At 39.0% G+C, this 19,691-nt stretch carries 16 protein-coding genes; 11 read left to right on the top strand and 5 right to left on the bottom strand.

Annotation, left to right across the window (positions count from 1 at the left end; translation table 11 throughout):
* Positions 1–56 precede the first annotated feature (56 nt).
* Positions 57–437: a YchJ family protein gene (locus IEE83_RS06240; RefSeq protein WP_194119753.1), complete on the top strand. Its 381-nt coding sequence runs from the start codon at positions 57–59 to the stop codon at positions 435–437.
* Positions 438–553: 116 nt separating this feature from the next.
* Here the strand turns inward: IEE83_RS06240 and IEE83_RS06235 are convergent, their stop codons facing one another.
* Positions 554–1,867 carry a DUF4270 family protein gene (locus tag IEE83_RS06235; protein WP_194119752.1) on the bottom strand — a complete coding sequence of 438 codons (1,314 nt, stop codon included), beginning with the start codon at positions 1,865–1,867 and terminating at the stop codon, positions 554–556.
* A gap of 245 nt (positions 1,868–2,112) precedes the next feature.
* Here IEE83_RS06235 and IEE83_RS06230 point away from each other — a divergent pair, with 245 nt between their 5' ends.
* From IEE83_RS06230 to IEE83_RS06220, 3 genes are all read left to right on the top strand, one after another.
* On the top strand, positions 2,113–2,841 hold the full coding sequence (locus IEE83_RS06230) for a LytR/AlgR family response regulator transcription factor (RefSeq protein WP_194119751.1): 729 nt from the start codon (positions 2,113–2,115) through the stop codon (positions 2,839–2,841).
* Positions 2,842–3,001: 160 nt separating this feature from the next.
* Entirely contained in the window at positions 3,002–4,042 is a 1,041-nt protein-coding gene (locus IEE83_RS06225; protein ID WP_194119750.1) for a Kelch repeat-containing protein, read from the top strand.
* Between the two features lie 3 nt (positions 4,043–4,045).
* Positions 4,046–4,411, top strand: a complete 366-nt coding sequence (locus IEE83_RS06220; protein ID WP_194119749.1) for a DUF4907 domain-containing protein — start codon at positions 4,046–4,048, stop codon at positions 4,409–4,411.
* Positions 4,412–4,493: 82 nt separating this feature from the next.
* Here the strand turns inward: IEE83_RS06220 and IEE83_RS06215 are convergent, their stop codons facing one another.
* The gene (locus IEE83_RS06215) at positions 4,494–5,618 is read right to left on the bottom strand and encodes an endonuclease/exonuclease/phosphatase family protein (protein WP_228101695.1); all 1,125 of its coding nucleotides are present in this window, start codon (positions 5,616–5,618) and stop codon (positions 4,494–4,496) included.
* Positions 5,619–5,775: 157 nt separating this feature from the next.
* Between IEE83_RS06215 and rimP the strand changes: the two genes are divergently transcribed.
* The 5 genes from rimP to IEE83_RS06190 all read left to right on the top strand — a co-directional run bounded on the left by rimP (position 5,776) and on the right by IEE83_RS06190 (position 13,251).
* Positions 5,776–6,264, top strand: coding sequence for a ribosome maturation factor RimP (gene rimP, locus IEE83_RS06210; protein WP_194119748.1), 489 nt, complete (start codon positions 5,776–5,778; stop codon positions 6,262–6,264).
* 83 nt (positions 6,265–6,347) lie between these two features.
* Positions 6,348–7,589 carry a transcription termination factor NusA gene (gene nusA / locus IEE83_RS06205; protein ID WP_137341630.1) on the top strand — a complete coding sequence of 414 codons (1,242 nt, stop codon included), beginning with the start codon at positions 6,348–6,350 and terminating at the stop codon, positions 7,587–7,589.
* 78 nt (positions 7,590–7,667) lie between these two features.
* Positions 7,668–10,889, top strand: coding sequence for a translation initiation factor IF-2 (gene infB / locus IEE83_RS06200; RefSeq protein WP_194119747.1), 3,222 nt, complete (start codon positions 7,668–7,670; stop codon positions 10,887–10,889).
* Positions 10,890–11,136: 247 nt separating this feature from the next.
* Positions 11,137–12,435, top strand: a complete 1,299-nt coding sequence (locus IEE83_RS06195; RefSeq protein ID WP_194119746.1) for an NCS2 family permease — start codon at positions 11,137–11,139, stop codon at positions 12,433–12,435.
* A 9-nt stretch (positions 12,436–12,444) separates the two neighbouring features.
* Positions 12,445–13,251, top strand: coding sequence for a 5'-methylthioadenosine/adenosylhomocysteine nucleosidase (locus tag IEE83_RS06190; RefSeq protein WP_194119745.1), 807 nt, complete (start codon positions 12,445–12,447; stop codon positions 13,249–13,251).
* A gap of 52 nt (positions 13,252–13,303) precedes the next feature.
* Here the strand turns inward: IEE83_RS06190 and IEE83_RS06185 are convergent, their stop codons facing one another.
* The gene (locus IEE83_RS06185) at positions 13,304–13,813 is read right to left on the bottom strand and encodes a DUF4126 family protein (protein ID WP_194119744.1); all 510 of its coding nucleotides are present in this window, start codon (positions 13,811–13,813) and stop codon (positions 13,304–13,306) included.
* A 184-nt stretch (positions 13,814–13,997) separates the two neighbouring features.
* Here IEE83_RS06185 and IEE83_RS06180 point away from each other — a divergent pair, with 184 nt between their 5' ends.
* Positions 13,998–14,591, top strand: coding sequence for an OmpH/Skp family outer membrane protein (locus IEE83_RS06180; protein ID WP_194119743.1), 594 nt, complete (start codon positions 13,998–14,000; stop codon positions 14,589–14,591).
* Between the two features lie 84 nt (positions 14,592–14,675).
* Here IEE83_RS06180 and IEE83_RS06175 read toward each other — a convergent pair whose 3' ends face one another.
* Positions 14,676–15,305: a response regulator transcription factor gene (locus tag IEE83_RS06175; protein ID WP_194119742.1), complete on the bottom strand. Its 630-nt coding sequence runs from the start codon at positions 15,303–15,305 to the stop codon at positions 14,676–14,678.
* A 358-nt stretch (positions 15,306–15,663) separates the two neighbouring features.
* Between IEE83_RS06175 and IEE83_RS06170 the strand changes: the two genes are divergently transcribed.
* Positions 15,664–16,140: a helix-turn-helix domain-containing protein gene (locus tag IEE83_RS06170; RefSeq protein WP_194119741.1), complete on the top strand. Its 477-nt coding sequence runs from the start codon at positions 15,664–15,666 to the stop codon at positions 16,138–16,140.
* A gap of 350 nt (positions 16,141–16,490) precedes the next feature.
* Here the strand turns inward: IEE83_RS06170 and IEE83_RS06165 are convergent, their stop codons facing one another.
* The gene (locus IEE83_RS06165) at positions 16,491–19,562 is read right to left on the bottom strand and encodes a ligand-binding sensor domain-containing protein (RefSeq protein ID WP_194119740.1); all 3,072 of its coding nucleotides are present in this window, start codon (positions 19,560–19,562) and stop codon (positions 16,491–16,493) included.
* Positions 19,563–19,691: the final 129 nt, after the last annotated feature.

The raw sequence follows: 19,691 nt of genomic DNA, 5'->3' as shown, positions 1-19,691 counted from the left end.
TTACTTTTGGGTGATGAAATCAAGAAAATACAGCGGTAAAATCCTGAAATCAACTTATGAAAAAATGTTTTTGTGGAGCTAATAAACCGTTCTCCGGTTGCTGCGGCCCAATCATTAAAGGGCTTAAAGCTGATTCTGCTGAAAAACTTATGCGTTCACGTTACTCAGCCTATGTTACCCACGCGATTGACTATCTCATAGCGACAACACATCCTTCAAAAATACCAGGGCTTGTGAGGAAAGAAATAGAAGAATGGGCGAAAACAAATGTCTGGCAATCGTTGGAGATTCTGAATTCGAGAGAATTTTCGGTGGAATTTAAAGCCCATTTCAGAAACAGCAAGGGTAAAGTTCAGATTCATCATGAGAAATCTGCATTTGTCTATGAAAATGGTTCCTGGTATTATTTGGATGGAGAATTTCCGGGTGACGGATAGATAGTCCTACGATTAAAATTAGCTTTTTAAGAGATCACTAAATAAAAATTCCAGATTAAAGCTCAGTTATCTGACAACTTTAATCTGGAATTCTTATTTCAATTTCTTTTTTTTACTTACGGTGCTTTATAAGTTGTGTAATAAAGTTGCAGCTTAACCCCGGGTTCTGTCGGATGGAACTGGTTACCAACTACAAGGCGTTTCAGACCTTTTGAAAACTCCGTGTTGTTTTCCGGAAAACCATTTCCATTAAGTGTCGAACTCACAATCATTAGACCATTTGTTTCCTCAGAACTACTGGCTAGAATTGTAGTAAACTGACCACTTACATCAAAAAGGTAGTATTGTTCATTATTGATCAGGTCATTTATGTAGGTCGCTGATACAGCTTTACCGGAAAGATCCGTCAAAGGTATTGGCGTACCACTGGATTTATAAAACTGATTGTATTTATCAACAAGATACATGTATAAAGTCGGAGGTGGCATAAAAGGGTATTCCACAGAATTTCTTATCGGTGTAACTCTTAGGAACGCCCGGTTTGGTACCGAGTATTGAACATATTTTAGGTTCCTAACCGTAGGAAGATCTACACGCATCATAAGTCCTGTTCCTTCCTGAATGTATGCCTGGTTTCCGGATTGTTCAGAAGGTAACGATAATCTGCTGTTATAAAGAGGTAACTTTGTAAGATTTGTTCCTGTCCTGTCGCCCAATATCTGGTTGAAAGAGGCTTGTACCTTAAATGTTCCTACTCCTTTTGTAACTCCATCTTTTTCAGCAGTATGATAATGAACCTCCAATACTGTACTGTCACTAAAACTTGCAAGACCAACTACGGCAGCATTTTGCTTATCATCATCCGCGACGATCGTTAATCCTTTTAGAATTTCCAGCCACTGCTCATTGGAGGTAATCAGATTAGCCATGCTCTGGTCAAAAATTCTCTTACCCAAAACATCCGATAATTTAAATCTGACTGCTTGCGTAGTGCTGTTTGGAGTAGGAGTAAAACTCTTTTTTCCTATCGGTGCCGCATCGAAGTCCATCGTATAAAAATTGAAATACGAGCTTTTCAGCATAATGTCTGTCTGCACAGCATGTACAGACAAATTCATCACTTTGGTTGTATCTCCGTAATAATACTTATCGTAAGGCGCTTTAAAGATCAGCGAATCATAAATTGCAAGTTCAGGAATACCCAGTGCGCTTACGAACTGTGGCTGAAAAAAAGGAGTTGCATGCATCTTACCTAGATAGGGATCAGTAAAACGCCCAACTAAAAGTCGACTCGGAGCTCCTGTCATCACAGAGTCAAGCGCAACGGTAGTCAGTTTTACAAGACTGGTATCCGAAAACAAAACCATGAAATCATCGGGATTCTGCTGTTTGATAGCAACGACTTCATCGCCCCATTGACAGCCAGACATTGATATGCATAAATATAAGCCGGCAAAAACGGTGGAAACCGGCATGAAAACCCTTTTAGAAAAATAATGAATCAATTTCATTTATCGCAAGAACAGTAAAAATGCAAAAATATCAGATATAAACCTGAATAACAAAAGGAATTAGACAAACAGGCAAAATGTGTAGACCAAAATTAAATGCAACAAAATTGCCAGTCCGCTCGTATAGCTATATATTACATCCGAAATTGCGTTTTAAAGTACATATGAGGAAGATTAATTGTATTGTAATTGATAGTAATGAGCCTGATTTAGAAACTTTAACTCAACTTATAAACAGCATTCCGTTTTTTGAACTGGCGGGTGCGTTTAAAAGCTCAGAAGCTGCCATTGATATTCTTAGAACGCAAAAAGTAGACCTTCTATTTTTAGACATCGAAAATTCAGGTATTTCAGGCCTCAAATTTCTTGAAAGCATTTCTTATAGTACGAGGGTAATTATCACAACAAAAGAAGGACATTTTGCGTTAGAAGCTTTTAACCTGAATGTGCTTGACTATTTATTGAAACCTCTAAATAAGGAGCGTTTCAGAAAAGCGGCTGACAAAGCTTACGAACTTTTCAGTCTGTTAAGTCTGCGCGACAGAAGAAATTACTCGGGAGAAGAACTTGCAACAAGTCAGGAATATTTATTTGTATCCTCGGATTATTCTTTGGTAAAAATAAAACTCTCGGATGTAACCTATGTTGAAGGGCTTAAAGATTATCTGAAAATTTACTTTGTAAATCAGTTGAACCCCGTGATTACAAGGATGACAATGAAGGCTTTGGAAGAGAAATTACCCGGAAATCAGTTCTTTCGGGTACATAAATCTTATATCGTTTCTATTGATAAAATAGATATAATCAGAAGCCAGCGCATCAAAATAGGGACGAATACCGTACCCATTAGTGATGGCTATTATGAAACTTTTCGTCAAAAAGTAAATATATAATTTCTCTAAGCAATAACAAGATGTTATGTTTGCAGTAAATTTGGTCCAAACGTGTATTCATCTATACATTTGGGCAATTCATCGCAATAATTTTTTTTATCGTTAGTCTACTTCGATTTTTGTATTCATTTGTATTAATTAGTCAAACCAGAATTTTTTCATGTTTAATACCTTAAAAAAGTCATCGTTAACCCTTCTAATCGCTTCAACCGCATTATTTCAGTTCGGATGCAAAAACGATAGCGATCCTGACAAAGTAGGAAATTGGTACAAAAAAGGTGTCCCTTCCTTCGGTGGCTCTCCACGTACCGGTGCAGTAAGCTTCCTGATTAACAACATTGGATACATTGGCGGCGGGTATACAAGCGAAACAGTGCCTAGAGTAAAAGATTTCTGGTCTTACGATGCAGCTACAAAAATCTGGTCTCAGGTTGCGCCTTTTACAGGCAGCGCCAGAACTGACGCTGTGGCTTTTGTTTCAGGTGGAAAAGCATATGTAGGAACAGGTTATGATGGTGTTTTAGCAACAGATAACGGATACAAAAAAGACTTTTTCCAATATACACCTGGCACTAATACATGGAAAGCTGTTGCAGATTTTCCAGGTCTTCCTCGCCAGTATGCTTCTGCATTTACGGTAGGTGATGTTGGATATGTAGGCCTTGGATTTAGTAGTTCAGGATATTTTCAGGATATTTTCAAATATGATGCCGCTTCTGATAGCTGGACAGAAATGGCCACTTTCCTTGGAGGTAAAAGAAGAGGTGCATCTACGTTTACAATTGGAAACATTGCCTACGTAGGTTTTGGAACAAACAACTCAGGAACAAACGTAAGAGATTTGTACCAGTTTGAACCGGCAGGAAATGGAGGAAAAGGTTTGTGGACTCAGAAAACAGTTTTTGATGACGACAACGGAGACTTCCCGACAGCCCGCGCAAATGCTTTGGGTCTTGTTGTTAAAAATCTTGGTTATATCATTGCTGGTGCTGGAAATTCGGATGTTTGGGAATATGATCCAACAAAAGATGTTTGGCTTGAAAAAACGGCCTTTAACGGTGGAGTTCGTGGATTTGCAGCTGGTTTTGTAGTTAACGATATCATTTACTTCGGAACTGGTGGAACTACTTCCGCTCGTTATGATGACTTCTGGGGTTTTGATCCAGCAGCAACTGACGACGACGACGATAACGTTAACTAAGAAGTGACAAAAAAGTCAATCATAAAAATTGCTCTGATTTGCATTTTGGCCTTCGCTGGCGCAGCTGGACTTTACTCCTGTAATGGGAGTAAAGATAAAAGCTCCAACAGCGAAGGTCTTCGCAATTTTAAGGTAACTGCTATTCAACTGGATTCCGCAGCAGGATGGGGTTACCGGATTAATCAGGATACCGTTCCTGTGATCGAGCAAAAATTTATTCCCGGTGTGCAAGGCAAAGCCGGGTTTAAAACAAAACAGGAAGCTGTAAAAACGGGTGACCTCGTAGTTAGCAAACTGGAAAAAGGTATATGGCCACCGTCTGTTTCTCTGGAAGAACTGGATAGTTTGGGGATTACTTTCCAGCACTGAAACGGAAATAATAAAAATATAAAAAGGGTTTGAAGCAAAATAGTTTCAAACCCCTTTCTTTATACGTTGCTAAAATTTCCGGCTATTCGACTACCTTTTTAAATCTGTAAGTTCCCAGACAAGGATAGTGATCAGAGTATTTTATTTTATTTAGTGTCTTGAAATCAATTGCTTCAAGTTTTTTATCATTGTAAAACTGATTATCAATACGAATAAAATAAGGGAGGTGATTGAAAGAAAATCCAAATCCTTCTCCCCTGGTTTCAAAGGCATTGTTTAAAAGTTTCCTGCATTTGCCATAGACATAACTGTAAGGCGTTTCATTAAAATCACCGCAAACGATAACTGCGTACGGCGATTCTTTAATCCATTTTTCCAAAATTTTAGTTTCAGAAACCCTGGCAATAAAACCTTTTTTCATCTGGGATAACGTACCTCTTGTCTCCCTTTTAATTCCCGACATTTCCTTCTGATTCACCAGCTTTGAAAGTCTTAACGACATTGAGTAAAGATGCACGCCAATAACCCTGAGTGTATCTTTTCCTACTACAATATCAATATACATAAGCCCGTTTTGCTGCTCAGTAGACTTTTCCTTATGTGCGATGATTGGATATTTTGAAAACATTGCCAGTGTTTTAAACGTTGTTCCATCTTTCATATTCTTGTTATCCAGCATATTGGAATACGGATACCCCGACTTTTTCAAAAACTGAACCGTTCTGAAATCAGGAACGTTCTCTTCGTTGTTAAATTCAGGCATACAAAGCACATCTGCATTCTGCTTTAGAATCCACTTTTTCATTTTGTTAGTTTCTGCATCATCTTCTCTGGAATGATGTTGCGTAATCCAAAATCCAAAAACATTATAATTGAGCACTTTAAACACTTTCTCTTTGTTATCCTTACTGGTAAGATCGACAGGGTCTTTTTTGAATTGATAAGTTCTGTCGAGGAATATGCCTGATAGAAAAATTAAAAACAGCGGTGCCAGTGCTTTTTTAGAATCTACAAGCAGCCAGAAAACAAGAAAGCCAAAATTGATCAGTACTGTAACAGGAAAAGACATCATTAAGAATCCCGGCAGCCAATGGGAAGATGGAACCCAGAAAGTCAAACCATATACCAGTAAACTATAAACCGCGAAACATTTAAACAAAAACCAAAAAAAACCTTTCAATCCTTTCACAATACGATATGATTTCAATGCTTTTACAAAAATAGAGGAACACTTTGAATAAAGAACACTTCACTCAGAGTTTGTACAAATGATAAAAAAGTTTTACATTTGCATTATAATTCGAGTTTGATCGGTTGATTGAGGGGGGTATTTGATCCCCTTTTTTATTTGTAGTACATCTTACATGACAATAAAAGAACATTTGGAAGTTTTGCTGGCTCCGTTTTTGGAGGAAGGCAATTATTTTCTGGTGGATATTCAGGTTAAGGCTTCTAAAACAAGTCAAAAAGTAATCATTCTCGTTGATAAAGACGAAGGTATTACAATTCAGGAATGTACATCCATTAGCCGCAGGCTGGCAAAACAACTGGAAGAGCTGGAAGTTTTCGCAGAAGCGTATACCTTGGAAGTTTCTTCTCCCGGCCTGGACCAGCCTTTGGTTCTGCTTCGCCAATATTTGAAAAACCTGGGAAGAAATTTGAAGGTTACTTTAAAAACAGGGGAAGTTATCACAGGTCAGTTGATTGAGGCAAAAGAAGACGAAATAAAACTTCAATTGCCTGAGCCAAAGAAAAAATCGAAAGTACCTGTTGACGAAGCATCGCTGAAAAGAGATATCCCTACGGATCAAATCTCGAAGGCACTTGTGGAGATCTCGTTTAAAAACTTATAAATCAGATTATCATTTTAATCTGGTTTGCAGGAAATTATATATTATGTATAACTTAGTATCAGCAAATATTCTTAAGCATAACAATGGATAGCGGAATATTAATTGAGTCATTCGCGGAGTTTGCAAGCTCTAAAAACATTGATCGTCCGACGATGATCAGCGTTTTGGAAGAAGTGTTTCGTACGATGATTCGTAAAAAATACGGCACTGATGATAATTTTGATGTAATCATTAACCCGGAAAGTGGTGACCTTGAAATGTGGCGCACCCGTGAAATTGTCGACGACAACTCAGAAGATATTTGGGATTACAACAAAATACCGCTTGCAGAAGCCCGGAAAATTCAAACCGACTTTGAAGTAGGTGAAGAAGTTGCTGAGGAAGTGAAGCTGGTTGAATTTGGCCGCAGGCTTGTTCAGACAGCACGCCAGACCCTGATCCAGAAAATTAAAGATATGGAAAAGGAGATCATGTATGAAAAATACAAGGATCAGGTTGGCGAAATGATTACGGGTGAAGTATACCAAACTTTACGTCACGAAGTAATCATTATGGATGGTGAAGGAAATGAACTTTCTCTTCCTCGTACAGAACAAATTTCCAAAGACCGTTTCCGTAAAGGAGAATCCGTTAAATCGGTGATCCATAAAGTGGAAATGAACAATGGTACACCAAAAATTACTCTATCCAGAACTTCTCCTGTGTTCCTTGAACGCTTGTTTGAAGTAGAAATTCCTGAAATTTATGATGGAATTATCGCTGTGAGAAGAGTAGTTCGTGAGCCGGGTGAGCGTGCGAAAGTGGCTGTTGAATCTTATGATGACCGCATTGATCCTGTTGGAGCATGTGTAGGTATGAAAGGTTCAAGAATCCACTCGATCGTTCGGGAACTTGGCAATGAGAATATCGACGTTATCAACTATACTGAAAACCTGGAATTGCTTATCAGTCGTGCTTTAAGTCCGGCAAAAGTAAGCTCAATGCAGATTGACCGCGAAGCAAAACGCGTGTCGGTATTTTTGAAACCCGATCAGGTTTCGCTTGCAATCGGTAAAGGCGGCCAGAATATTAAGCTGGCAGGCAAACTGGTTGGTATGGAAATTGATGTTTTCCGTGATATCGAAGAGCATAATGACGAAGATGTAGATCTTTCTGAATTCTCTGATGAAATCGATGCATGGATGATCAGTGAACTGCACAAAATAGGATTGGATACCGCTAAGAGTGTTTTAGCGCTTAACAAAGAAGAACTTGTTCGACGGACAGATTTAGAAGAAAACACCGTCGAAGATATTCTGGATATCCTTCGTAAAGAGTTTGAATAATTACAAGAATATGTGGAGGTATTGACATAGTGTTTATATTTCCACGGATGCAAAAACTTTTTTCTACAAATTGCTAATATGGCAGAAGATAAAATGATGCGCCTAAGCCAAGTGGCAAGGATCCTGAACGTAGGAATTACTACGATCGTGGATCATCTGTCTGCCAAAGGGTACAAGGTGGAAAGTAACCCCAATACCAAAATTAATTCGGATCAAATTGATTTCCTTGCGAAAGACTTCAAGTCTGATGACCTCAAAGCCTCATGGACTCCAAGAAGCACTGCTTCGGAACCTGTTGCTGAAATTAAGGAAGAAAAGCTGAAAAGTGATGTTGACGGAATTTTGTACTTCCGTAATTCACCTGCTAAACCTATTGAAGAAAAACCTCAGGTAGAAGAAAAGGCTGAGCCAACTCCTGCTTTTGAAAACAGATTGCCTGGCATTAAGGTGGTTGGAAAGATTGACCTGGACGCTAACAAAAGACCAGTTCCTCCTCCTGCCCAACCTGAGCCCGTGAAGGAACCTGTTCAGGAAGTTAAGATTGAAACACCACCTGCACCACAACCAGTAGCCGAAACTCCAAAACCGGAGGTGAAAGCAGAAGAGCCTGTGAAAGTAGTACCGCAGGAAATTAAGCAAGAAACACAACCTGTGGCAACCCCGCAGGTTGAAAATATAATAATCGAACAACCAAAGAAAGAGATAGTTGCTGAAAAAGAGGTAGTAGTTGAAAAACCGGAACCAACACCGGTTGCACAGCCTGTTGCCGAAGTGAAGCCGCCAACTCTAAAAGAAGAGTCAAAACCGGTGGAAACTCCTGTAAAAGAAACGACCCCTCCTATCACTCCTATTGCTGAAAGCAAAACGGGTCCAGAAAGCAACGCCGTTGCTCCTGAATCCAATGAATCCGAATTGATTGAAGCGCGCGGAGAGCAGCTTCGTGGTCTTCGGGTCATTGGGAAAATTGAACTGCCTTCGGACAGGGTTAAGAAAAAAGACCCTGTTGCATCAAGCGATTCGGCAACTGACAAAAAACGTCGCCGCAAAAGAAAACGTATTCGTGATGGTGCTTCTCCGGAAGTAAAACCAGCTGTAACGGGTGCAACAACAACACCTGCAACAGGTACAGGAACGCCTTCGGCTCCAACTACACCTGGGAACAGAGACAATAACAACCGAGACAGAACCAGAACGCCTTATCAGGGAAATAACCCTAATAACCCACGTCCTGCCAATACAAATAATACCAATACAGGACCAAGCAGACCAGCCACCGGAGCACCAGGAACTACACCTCCTGCATCGGGAACTACTGCCGGAGCAAGCAACAGCTCTGCCGGATCAGCAGCAAATAAAGGCCGCACCAATAACAGAAGAGGCGGAAAAAGAGAGGAAGTTTCTGACAAAGAGGTTTCTGACAACATCAAGGCCACAATGGCAAGAATGGGCGGAGGTAACAGCCGTACCGCCACACGTGGAAAAGGATTACGCCGCCGCGACCGTGCAGATCAGAACGATCCAAACGCAGACGGACTGGAAGAAACAAAAGTACTTCGCGTAACAGAATTCGTATCAGCAAACGACCTTGCTTCTTTGATGGAAGTAACGGTTCAGGAAGTAATTTCGGTTTGTATGAGCATGGGTATGTTCGTTTCGATCAACCAGCGTCTGGATGCAGAAGCAATCACATTTATTGCAGATGAATTCGGATTTGAAGTTGCCTTTATCTCAGCAGAAGAGGAAGTTCAGAATGACGTTGTTGAAGAAGTTGATACAGAAGAAAGCCTTGTAGAGAGAGCTCCGATCGTAACGATCATGGGTCACGTCGATCATGGTAAAACTTCTCTTCTGGATTATATTCGTTCAGAAAACGTTGCCAGCGGTGAAGCGGGTGGTATCACCCAGCACATCGGTGCATATAGCGTTAAAACAAAAACAGGCAAACAGGTTACATTCCTTGATACACCAGGTCACGAAGCCTTTACTGCTATGCGTGCCCGTGGAGCGAAAGTTACCGACGTTGTAATTATCGTAATTGCAGCGGACGATAGTATCATGCCACAAACACGTGAGGCGATTAATCACTCACAAGTTGCCGGTGTTCCTATTGTATTTGCATTCAGTAAGATTGACAAGGCGGGTGCCAACACGGAGAAAATTCGTGAAGAACTTGCCAACATGAATATATTGGTAGAAGAATGGGGTGGTAAATACCAGACTCAGGAAATCTCATCCAAATCAGGTTTCGGTATCGATCTTCTTTTGGAAAAAGTACTTCTGGAAGCAGAATTGCTTGAACTGAAAGCAAATCCAAACCGTCGTGCGATTGGTAGTGTTGTTGAAGCATCTTTGGATAAAGGACGCGGATACGTTACAACCATCCTTGTTGAAACAGGTACGCTGAAAGTTGGAGACGTAGTTTTGGCCGGTGCACATTTCGGTAAAGTAAAAGCGATGACTGATTATCTTGGTCGCAAGCTGAAAACTGCCGGACCGTCTATGCCAGTTCAGTTGCTTGGTTTGAATGGAGCGCCGCAAGCGGGTGATCGTTTCAACGTATTTGAAAACGAACGTGATGCTCGTGACATCGCTGTGAAACGCGAACAAATCCAGCGTGAACAGACAATTCGTACACGTAAGCATATTACACTGGAAGAAATTGGCCGTCGTAAGGCGATTGGTAGTTTCCGTGAGCTTAACCTGATCATTAAAGGTGACGTGGATGGATCTGTTGAAGCACTTTCAGATTCATTATTGCAGCTTTCAACGAATGAAGTACAGGTTAATATCATTCACAAAGCAGTTGGTCAGATCTCCGAATCGGATGTCAACCTTGCCATTGCTGCGGATGCGATTATCGTTGGATTCCAGGTTCGTCCTTCTTCAAACGCGAAGAAAATGGCAGAACAGGATCAGATCGAAATTCGTCACTACTCTGTAATTTATAGCGCGATTGACGAGATTAAGGATGCCATGACTGGTATGCTTGCGCCAACAATCGAAGAGATTATTACTGGTAATATCGAAATCCGTGAAGTATTCAAAATCAGCCGCATCGGTACAATTGCCGGATGTTATGTTACGGATGGTTTCGTGAAACGAAGCAACAAAATCCGTATCGTTCGTGACGGTATCGTACTTCTAACCGGAGAAATAGACTCGCTGAAACGTTACAAAGACGATGTTCAGGAAGTTAGAAATGGTTATGAGTGTGGTTTGAGTATCAAAAATTTCAACGATATTGAAGTGGGAGATATCATCGAAAGTTTCGAATTACGTGAAGTGAAGAGATCACTTTAAGAAATAGAGAAATATAGTAAGAAAGCCTGTTTTGAGAAATCAAGACAGGCTTTCTTTTTGGTTAAACAAAAAGAAAATACCTGAAAATCATTCTACTTACCTGAGTTATATTAATTATTTGTTCGTTGATAACGATTCAAAAATTAAACTTAATTATTTCTATAATTAGGGAAATGACCTTAATTAAAGTTTCCATCATTTTTAAAACCGGGCCCTATTCAATATATTTGAAATAAACCCTGACACTATGTTTTCCGCCTCCGGATTAAAAAAACACAATACTACCCTATCCACAGAAATCCTGGCCGGAATATCTTCGTTTCTTGCAACGGCTTATATTATCGTTGTCAATCCATCTATTTTGAGTCAAACCGGAATGCCATTTTCAGCTGTATTAACGGCGACAATTCTGGTTTCCTTTTTCAGTAGTATGATGATGGGTTTGTATGCAAACAATCCGATTCTGGTAGCACCAGGCATGGGACTGAATGCGTTTTTCACATTTACAGCGGTGATGACCGACAAGCTTAGCTGGCAAGTTGCGCTCGGAACCGTTTTCTGGTCGGGAATTTTCTTTCTTTTATTATCCGTTTTTAATCTGCGCTCTTACATTGCTAAAGCCATTCCAAAACCATTAAGATATGCCATCGCGTCAGGTATTGGTCTTTTCATAACTTTGATCGGTTTTGCCAATGCAAAATTTATCATTGCAAATCCGGCAACGATGGTAGGACTGGGACAATTAAATGCTTCTACCCTAACCTTCATCGCCGGACTTCTGATCACTGTAATTTTATTGATCAAAAAAGTTAAAGGAAGTATTCTCATCGGTATTTTATTAACCAGTATTTTGGCCTGGCCCATTGGCAGGTGGTGGGGAGGCAGCGATGCTATTATCACAATTACTGATATTACAGCCAAACCGGATTTCAGTTTGTTGTTTCAACTTGATATAATAAACTCACTGAAATGGAGCCTTGCTCCTATTATTCTGGCTTTTGTTTTTACAGATATGTTTGATAGTCTTTCCACGTTTGTAGGATTAGCCGAAGCGGCCAATCTTTTGGATGAGAATGGAGAACCGCGGAATATCCAAAAATCCCTGATTGTGGATGCTTTTTCAACTACCATCGCCGGACTTACAGGAAGCAGTCCGGGAACAGCCTATATTGAATCTGCCGTTGGAATTGAACAAGGTGGAAAAACAGGACTTACGGCCGTTGTGGGAGCCATTTTATTTTTACCTTTTCTTTTTTTATCACCACTCATCAGTGCTATACCGGCCATTGCAACGGCGCCTGCGCTGGTTTTAGTCGGCGTTTTTATGATGAAACCAGTGGTGAAAATAAACTGGGATCAACTACATGAGGCTTTTCCTGCATTTTTGGCTATGGTACTGATTCCATTTACTTATTCGATTACTCAGGGAATTATCTGGGGATTTCTAAGCTGGACAGCACTTCATATTGCCACCGGAAGAGCAAAAGAAATCAGCATTGCGCTCTGGATCATTAATGTCTTTGCTATACTTGCCTTAATTTTTTAACTCCTATTCATGAAAAAAACTCTATTACTTTCTGTCTTGTTTGCATTCCAAATTATCGCATCCAAAGCTCAGGATGTTACCGGAATTCTCGGTGCATTTCCTCCTGAACTGGAACTTTTGAAAAGTAAAATGCAAAATAAAAGAGATACTGTTATTGCAAAAATCAACTTTTCCAGAGGAATTCTTAACGGAAGATCAATCGTTCTTGCCCAAACCGGTATCGGAAAAGTAAATGCAGCCATTGCTACCACAATCATGATCGAACATTTCAAGCCAAGAGAAATTGTGTTCTCAGGTATCGCGGGCGGAATCAATCCCGCATTATTTCCGGGCGATATCGTGATTGGAACAAAAGTGACCTACCATGATTATGGCGCAATCGAAGATGGAGGCATGTTGTATCGCCCAACCCGAAATCCTTACACGATGCAGGAAAATCCGATGACCTTTAATTGTGATTCTGCTTTGATACAAAAAGCAATTTCTGTTGCGCCAAAACTGAAATTTTCAAAAGTAAAAAGAGAAAACGGCAGCTTTTTACCAACCATTACAAAAGGAATTATTGTCACAGGCGACGTATTTGTATCCTCGGAAACTGCGACGCAAAGATTAAGAAAAGACCTGGATGCGGCTGCGACAGAAATGGAAGGCGCCGCCGTAGCACAGACTTGTTATCAACAAGATGTACCGTTTTTAATTATCCGCAGCCTTAGCGATAACGCCAACAGTAAAGCTGGCGCCGATATGATGAGTTTTTATAATATAGCTGCTGAAAATGCTGCGACGCTGGTTATTGCCGTTGTAGGAAAAAAGTAAAATGAAACACTTGCCTTGTTTACCAAAACCAGTGTTTCAGATTTTTTGATGTCTAAATAAATACGGGAAATTCACTTTCCGTATTTTTATTCAGATAATTTGCGCTGCCAATAACAATAGCATCTTCAATGACACCCACGATTGGATCATAAAGTCCGGTCGTTTGTACTACACCTTTTCTCATATAAAAACTGGCAAAAGTTGAACCAAATGCGGCCACAGCGCCTATAAGCGCACCTTTAAATGCATTATTGCCATTTGCTTTAAAAATGCTGGCACCAGCAAGCGCTCCGGCGGAACATCTGAAAAAAACGCTCACAGGAACAATTCTGTTTCCAGCACCTGGCAATTTGTCTCCAATTAATTCACCAATTGCCAGGACTTTCAACACATTTGAAACAGTTGGCAATTGCATGAATTTTAATGGCGATTTTCCCAGTTCGGGTGAATATTGCTGGCTTAATATATGACTTGCTGTCGCAGGTGCCGAATTTGATCGCATTCCTGCCATGATCCCTAAATTGACTGCCTCGAATATCTGAGTTGATTCTTTCTGTTTCATAGTGTTATCTCGATTTTATTGACCTAATACAATATTAGTGCCAACCTAATATTTAATCCCAAACCTGATTCGCTGCGACTTTTAAAAATATTACGTCTATGTTTTTTAACATTTTTTAATACAATAGAAATATTCAAAATCCCGTTCCCAGAATATGTTTCACCTTTCTTTTCAACTGGCTCTTATGAAAAAATTGACTGTACTATTTCTATTTTTGGGGTTGACAACAATTGGTTTCGCCCAGGGAACGACTGAGAAAATCGGGTATGTCGACCAGCAGTTTATTATTGAAAACCTGCCCGAATTCAAAAAGCTTAATCAGGAAATCAGTGTAAAAAGTCAGCAGTATGAAAAAATCCTGAAAGGTAAATTTGATGAATATCAATCTAAATCCGCAGCATTTGAAAAGCTTGTCGCAGACAAATCCGAGCAAACTATCCTGCGCGATAAGGCGATGGAACTTGAAAATTTAAAAAAATCCTATGAAGATTTTGAAAGCAGCTCTATGACAGAACTTCAAAATTATTACAGTAAAAAGTTTACACCGATCAGGCAAAAAGTAAGTGAGGCAATTATTTTTGCCGGTCGCCAAAAAGGATATGCTTTTATTTTACGCATGGATTTAAATCCTGATGGCGGAGATATTTGGCCAGTAGTTTTGTACGCAAAAGATTCCACTTCCAATTTATCAAGAGATATTCTGAAAAACCTGGGAGTTGACAGCACGGCCGCGTCCACCAGAAAAACCGGAATGTCTCAAATGCTTAAACAAAAATAAGCTTAAATCGGCCAGCAGCCGGACTTGCCAGACTGGTCTTGTCCGGCTGTATTGTAAAATTTACCGGAATTTTACAAACCTGGATTAGCTGTTCAGTTCCAGATAAGTTGTCAGCTCAATGATATTATTTACACCGAGCTTCTCAAATATTTTAGATTTATAAGTACTTATAGAAGAAGCAGATAAGTTGATATGCTCACCAATTTCTTTTGTTGATAAACCTTTTGTCAATAACTTGGCGATTTCCACTTCTTTTACCGAAAGCTTATCCAATGCTTTGCTATCACTTCCTTTTGTATTAAAAAGAATTCCAAACATATTGTTCAACACAGCCGGGCTTGCATAAATTTTTGAATTTAGCACATACTCTACCGCCGTTTTAAACTCCTCACTTGATGCAGTTTTTGAAATGTATCCGTTAGCACCGGCTTTCAAAAACGGAAGAGCATACAAATGTTCTTCATAACTTGAACAAACCAGTATCAAAATGTTGGGCTGCTTCAATCTGACAGCTTCAACCATTCCGACTTTATCTCCGTGCGGGAGATTGATGTCCATTACAAGTAAATCAATAGTGTGTTTTTCCAGTAAATTCAACGCCTTTTTAAAATCTGCGGCTTTAAAAATAGTCGCATCAGGGATGGATTCCATTAGCATGGATTCAATTCCAATGATTAGCAAGGGGTGATCTTCTGCTATTAATACATTTTTCAAATTTAGAATAGAGTGTTTAGTTAAATCGTTAATGTAGAATTTCAACTACATCACACCAAATTTTTTAAATACATTACTGAAATAATTTACAAGAATACAAAATTAACTTTGGTGTTTTTAACTGTTGGCCGGATTACTTTTGTACCAGAAAAAAAACCGTAAAAGATTGATTTTAATCGGGGTAAATAGTTTTATCTACCCAATTACGGCCTGGATAACCACTTGATATAAAATATTAAGACAAATCCATACCAAAACTTCATTGACATAATCTTCTTGAAATTTAATTAGCACCGTTTCCAAACATTGTAATCAGGAATAAAATACCAGATTATACTGCCAGAAAAAATACAAGAAAATGATAATCGCTTCCATTGACAGACATCCCATTATTCGCAGAGGGCTTGGTCTATTCCTTCAGGAACAATTTGAAAATGCTGTTTTACTGGAATCCGAAAGTTATGACTCTTTTATAAAATCATTCGGTAGTCAAATTCCTGATCTTTTTATTCTTGGTTTTGCGGAGGAATCAAATATCTGTGAATCAGAAGTTGTCAGATTAGTGAAAGAAAGCATGCCGAATACGCCGGTGATCATTTATGATGGGGAACCCCGGTATGAGATGGCGGTGTACTCACTCGTTGCCGGCGCAAGTGCTTATCAGGTAAAAAACAGCTGCCCTACCGAGCTGGTAAAATGTATTGAATCCGTTATGCAGGGAAAAAGATACATGAGCGAAAATGTAATCGATATTTTGTTAAAGCAATGTATGAAAGCGACAATGGAAAAGGAAAAAATTGCTTTATTAAGTGAAGAAGAGCTGATAATAGCGTAATTTATTTGCCTAAGATTGCCCAGTAATGAAACTGCAAACATGCATAACAGCAAAATTTCAGCGATTAATAAATAAAGATTCAATTTTTATAAGAAGCTGGAAATGAAGAATGCGGTGCAGTTGTGCAACCTGATTCTTTCTTAATACGTCTGTTACGAAATTAAAATTGTGGAGTAAGTCGTCAACCTCCTGGTTCTGCCAGGAGCATTGATTTTAGAATTTGCTTCCCGTTTTAAATAAAGAAAATACACTTAAGAACGTTGAGTAAATTTTCAAACACCTGGCCCTGCCGGGTGTTTTGATTTTAATTTCAACATGTTTAATGAGCCGCAAATTTGCTTATCGTATTCTCACTTGTTTTTATCATAAAATAAAAGGCGGATCACAGACCCTGATTCTGTCTTTTCCGCACTCAATGTGATATTAAGCAGAATGGTAAGATCTTTCACAATCACCAGTCCCAAACCTTTATGATTCGGATAATCATAATTTCTAAGCCAGTCATCATAGGATTTATAAGAATGGTTGAGCCATTTTAAAATATCATCCGGAATTCCGCCTGCAGTATCACGAATTAAGATACTTTTCAAATCTCCATCCGCAACAGAAGAAATCGTGATTGTTGACAGACTAAGTTTCACAGCATTGTCGAGCAGATTCTGAACAACAACAGATAAAAGCTGGGCATCACTTTTAACTTTAAAATCCTCCGGCACCTGATTAATAATTTGTATTTCCCTATGATTTGCTGTTCCGGTAAGTATCTGTGACGAATGTTGAATAATCTCATAAACTGCAACCTCATCGATTTTCAGTTTGTCCCGGCTGCTGCTGGTTTGGCTTTTGATATAATTTAAAAGATTGCTCGTATGCGAACGGGCATAATTGATCGTATTAATGGTTTCTTCGCTCATCCTGGAAATAAAATAATCACTGGCATTATTCTTTTTCAAGCGATTTTGAATTTGAGAAAATGAATTGCTTATGTAGTGAAGCGGCGTCTGGATGTCATGATTTATGGCAGCCACGATCTGACGGCTGATATGATATTGTTTATAAAGATTTTTTTCTCTTTCTTTTTTAAGCAGATAAGAAGTTCTCAGCCTGAGAATTATCCAGAACAATAATATTGAAAGCAGGGTAACCAAAAACCGGAAAGTCGGTGTTTCGTACCAGGCCGGACATATATAGATTTTAAGCGTTTTTCCGGAAAAATTATTGATTCCGAATCCATTATATTTTCTTATTAAAAGATTATGTCTGCCCGACGATGTGTTAGGTATCTGAATATCAAAATCATTTGAAACCGGCAGCCAAACAGGATTTTTTCCTTCTTTCTGAAAAGAATATTCGATTCTGAGATTGTTGCGGTTATTAAAATATGGCGTAACAACCGAAACTTCCAATTGTCTGAAATCGTCCGGAACTTCAATTTCCGGCTTTTCCTGAACAGAATTTCCTTCGAGTTCTATCCGGTCGATATAAATATTTTTATCCGGAAGTTCCGGTTTTATTTTTTCAGGATTAAACCATACAAACCCATCCATGGACGGGAATGATATCGTGCGGTCCGCCAGCATCAGAGCACAGGGCTGGCATCCTCCGTTAAATTCGTTGGTCGCAAAACCATGTCTTTTGTCGTAATACAGATAATAAACAAATTGCTGTTTCTGATCCAAAAATCTCAGCAGGTCCATTTTTGAAACCTGAAAAAGTCCTTTATTAGTAGTAATCCAGAAAAAGCCGTTTTTATCTTCAACAATACAATGAGACGTAGCCAAAAAACGGTTTTTATCCAGCGGAAGCTTGGTAATTTTATTCCCTTTCAAATGAAATAAACCATCTCCATAAGTCGTAACCCAAGTGTCCCCTTTCGAATAATAAAGACTTCTGATATTGGCCTGTTCGATTCCCTTTAAAGATTCCAGATGTTTTGATTGAATATTAAATTTGAAAAGTCCCTTTGTCGTTCCCAGAAGTAAATCATGTCCGGGAAGTCTTAACATGCAGGTAATTTCACCAAATGAGCCTCTGAATAATACTTTGGGAACCGAATTTTGATCCAGCGTATTCAAGAAAAATAAAACATCCCTGGTTCCGCCGATCCATAAAGTATCATGATTGTCAACATAAAGCGCTTTAAACTTTTCCTGCATTGGATAGACCATCAGTTTCTTTTTTCCGGTTTTATCCATTTTAGTAAGCGCAACTGAACTTCCGATCCAGAATGAACTGTCCCTATTCATCGCCAGGAAGTATCTTGAATCATCTTCGACGAAAATCGGTAAGTTAAAAATATCCCTTCCTGTTGAAGATTTATCAAACAAAAAACCTTGCGAAGAAAGGACTCCATTGTTCCCAACTGGTTTCTGCGCATAAAATACATTATCCCTTCCTTTGACGTCAAATTTTTTCGCTTCAAAATTTTTGCGTCTCAGCACAAATAAACCATTCGTATTGCTTCCCAGGAATAAATATCCCGGCTCTTCGTCGTAGTAGGCCGTGGAAATATTAAACTCGTCAAAATCAAAATCCCTCAAAATAAGTCGCGTGCTAAGAACCGAACTATTTTCTGATCTTGTTAAAGAATAAAACTTTTTATTGAAATACACATGAGCCTTTTGTGAAATATTATTCCAGAACAATTTGCAATCGGTCCGATTATTTGAAAACAGCACATCATTAGCAATATCGCCTTCAAGCCGGATATTTTTATTAGCTGATCCCGGTTTCAAATTTACAAACCGTCCATTTGGCAATGTTGCATAGGGATGCGAATCGATTAAGAAAACCTCTTTAAATTTGCCGTGAACCGATGACTGCTTTTTATTTTTTATAAAAAATTCAACCTTATCTAAAAACCAGACATAATATGTATTGCTTCCTGCCGGGATCAAGAAAGGATTGCGGTCTACCGGAAGTGGAAAACGGTATGGAAGGCTTTGTATAAAATCGGTTTTACCTTTAAAACCATTTATAGATGGCGTATTCGGAGTATTATATCTAAAAGTGCTGGTATCTACTCCTACATGGCCACCGGCAACGATTTTTATAATGTCACCACGCTCGCCAAGTGCTGCGAATTCTCTGTTTTTTACCGTATAATTTTTCGTAAAAGGAATAAATCCGCCTATTCTGTTACTTAAAATAGGGATTTCCGATTTATTAAAAGTGTAAAACTTTTGACCGTCAAATCTGACCAGACCGTCTTCGGTACCCAGCCACAAAAAATTCCATCTTCCTTTAACAATCGCTTTTATGCTGTTTTGCGGCAGCCCGTTTTCATCCGTATAATGCACAATGAAAAAGTCAGGATTTTTAATTTCCTGTGCATATATTTCGGGTATCTGTATTAGACAGAAAAATAACAGGATTAATCTTTTCAACAACATAATACCGCCGTGTGTATGCGTAATTTCCAAATGTAACTACAAATGCTGATCGTGTTAGCGACACTACTGCTAATTTAGATTTATAGAACGATAATCGGGCACGTTGTCTTCATTTTCTGTAATTTTTTTAATAAATCTTATAAATACAAAGCGGATATC

Origin of the sequence: Dyadobacter subterraneus (genome assembly GCF_015221875.1) — a bacterium.
Taxonomy (GTDB): Bacteria; Bacteroidota; Bacteroidia; order Cytophagales; family Spirosomataceae; genus Dyadobacter; species Dyadobacter subterraneus.
The sequence above is the reverse complement of the archived record's forward strand: the minus strand, read 5'-3'. Positions and strand labels throughout refer to the sequence as shown.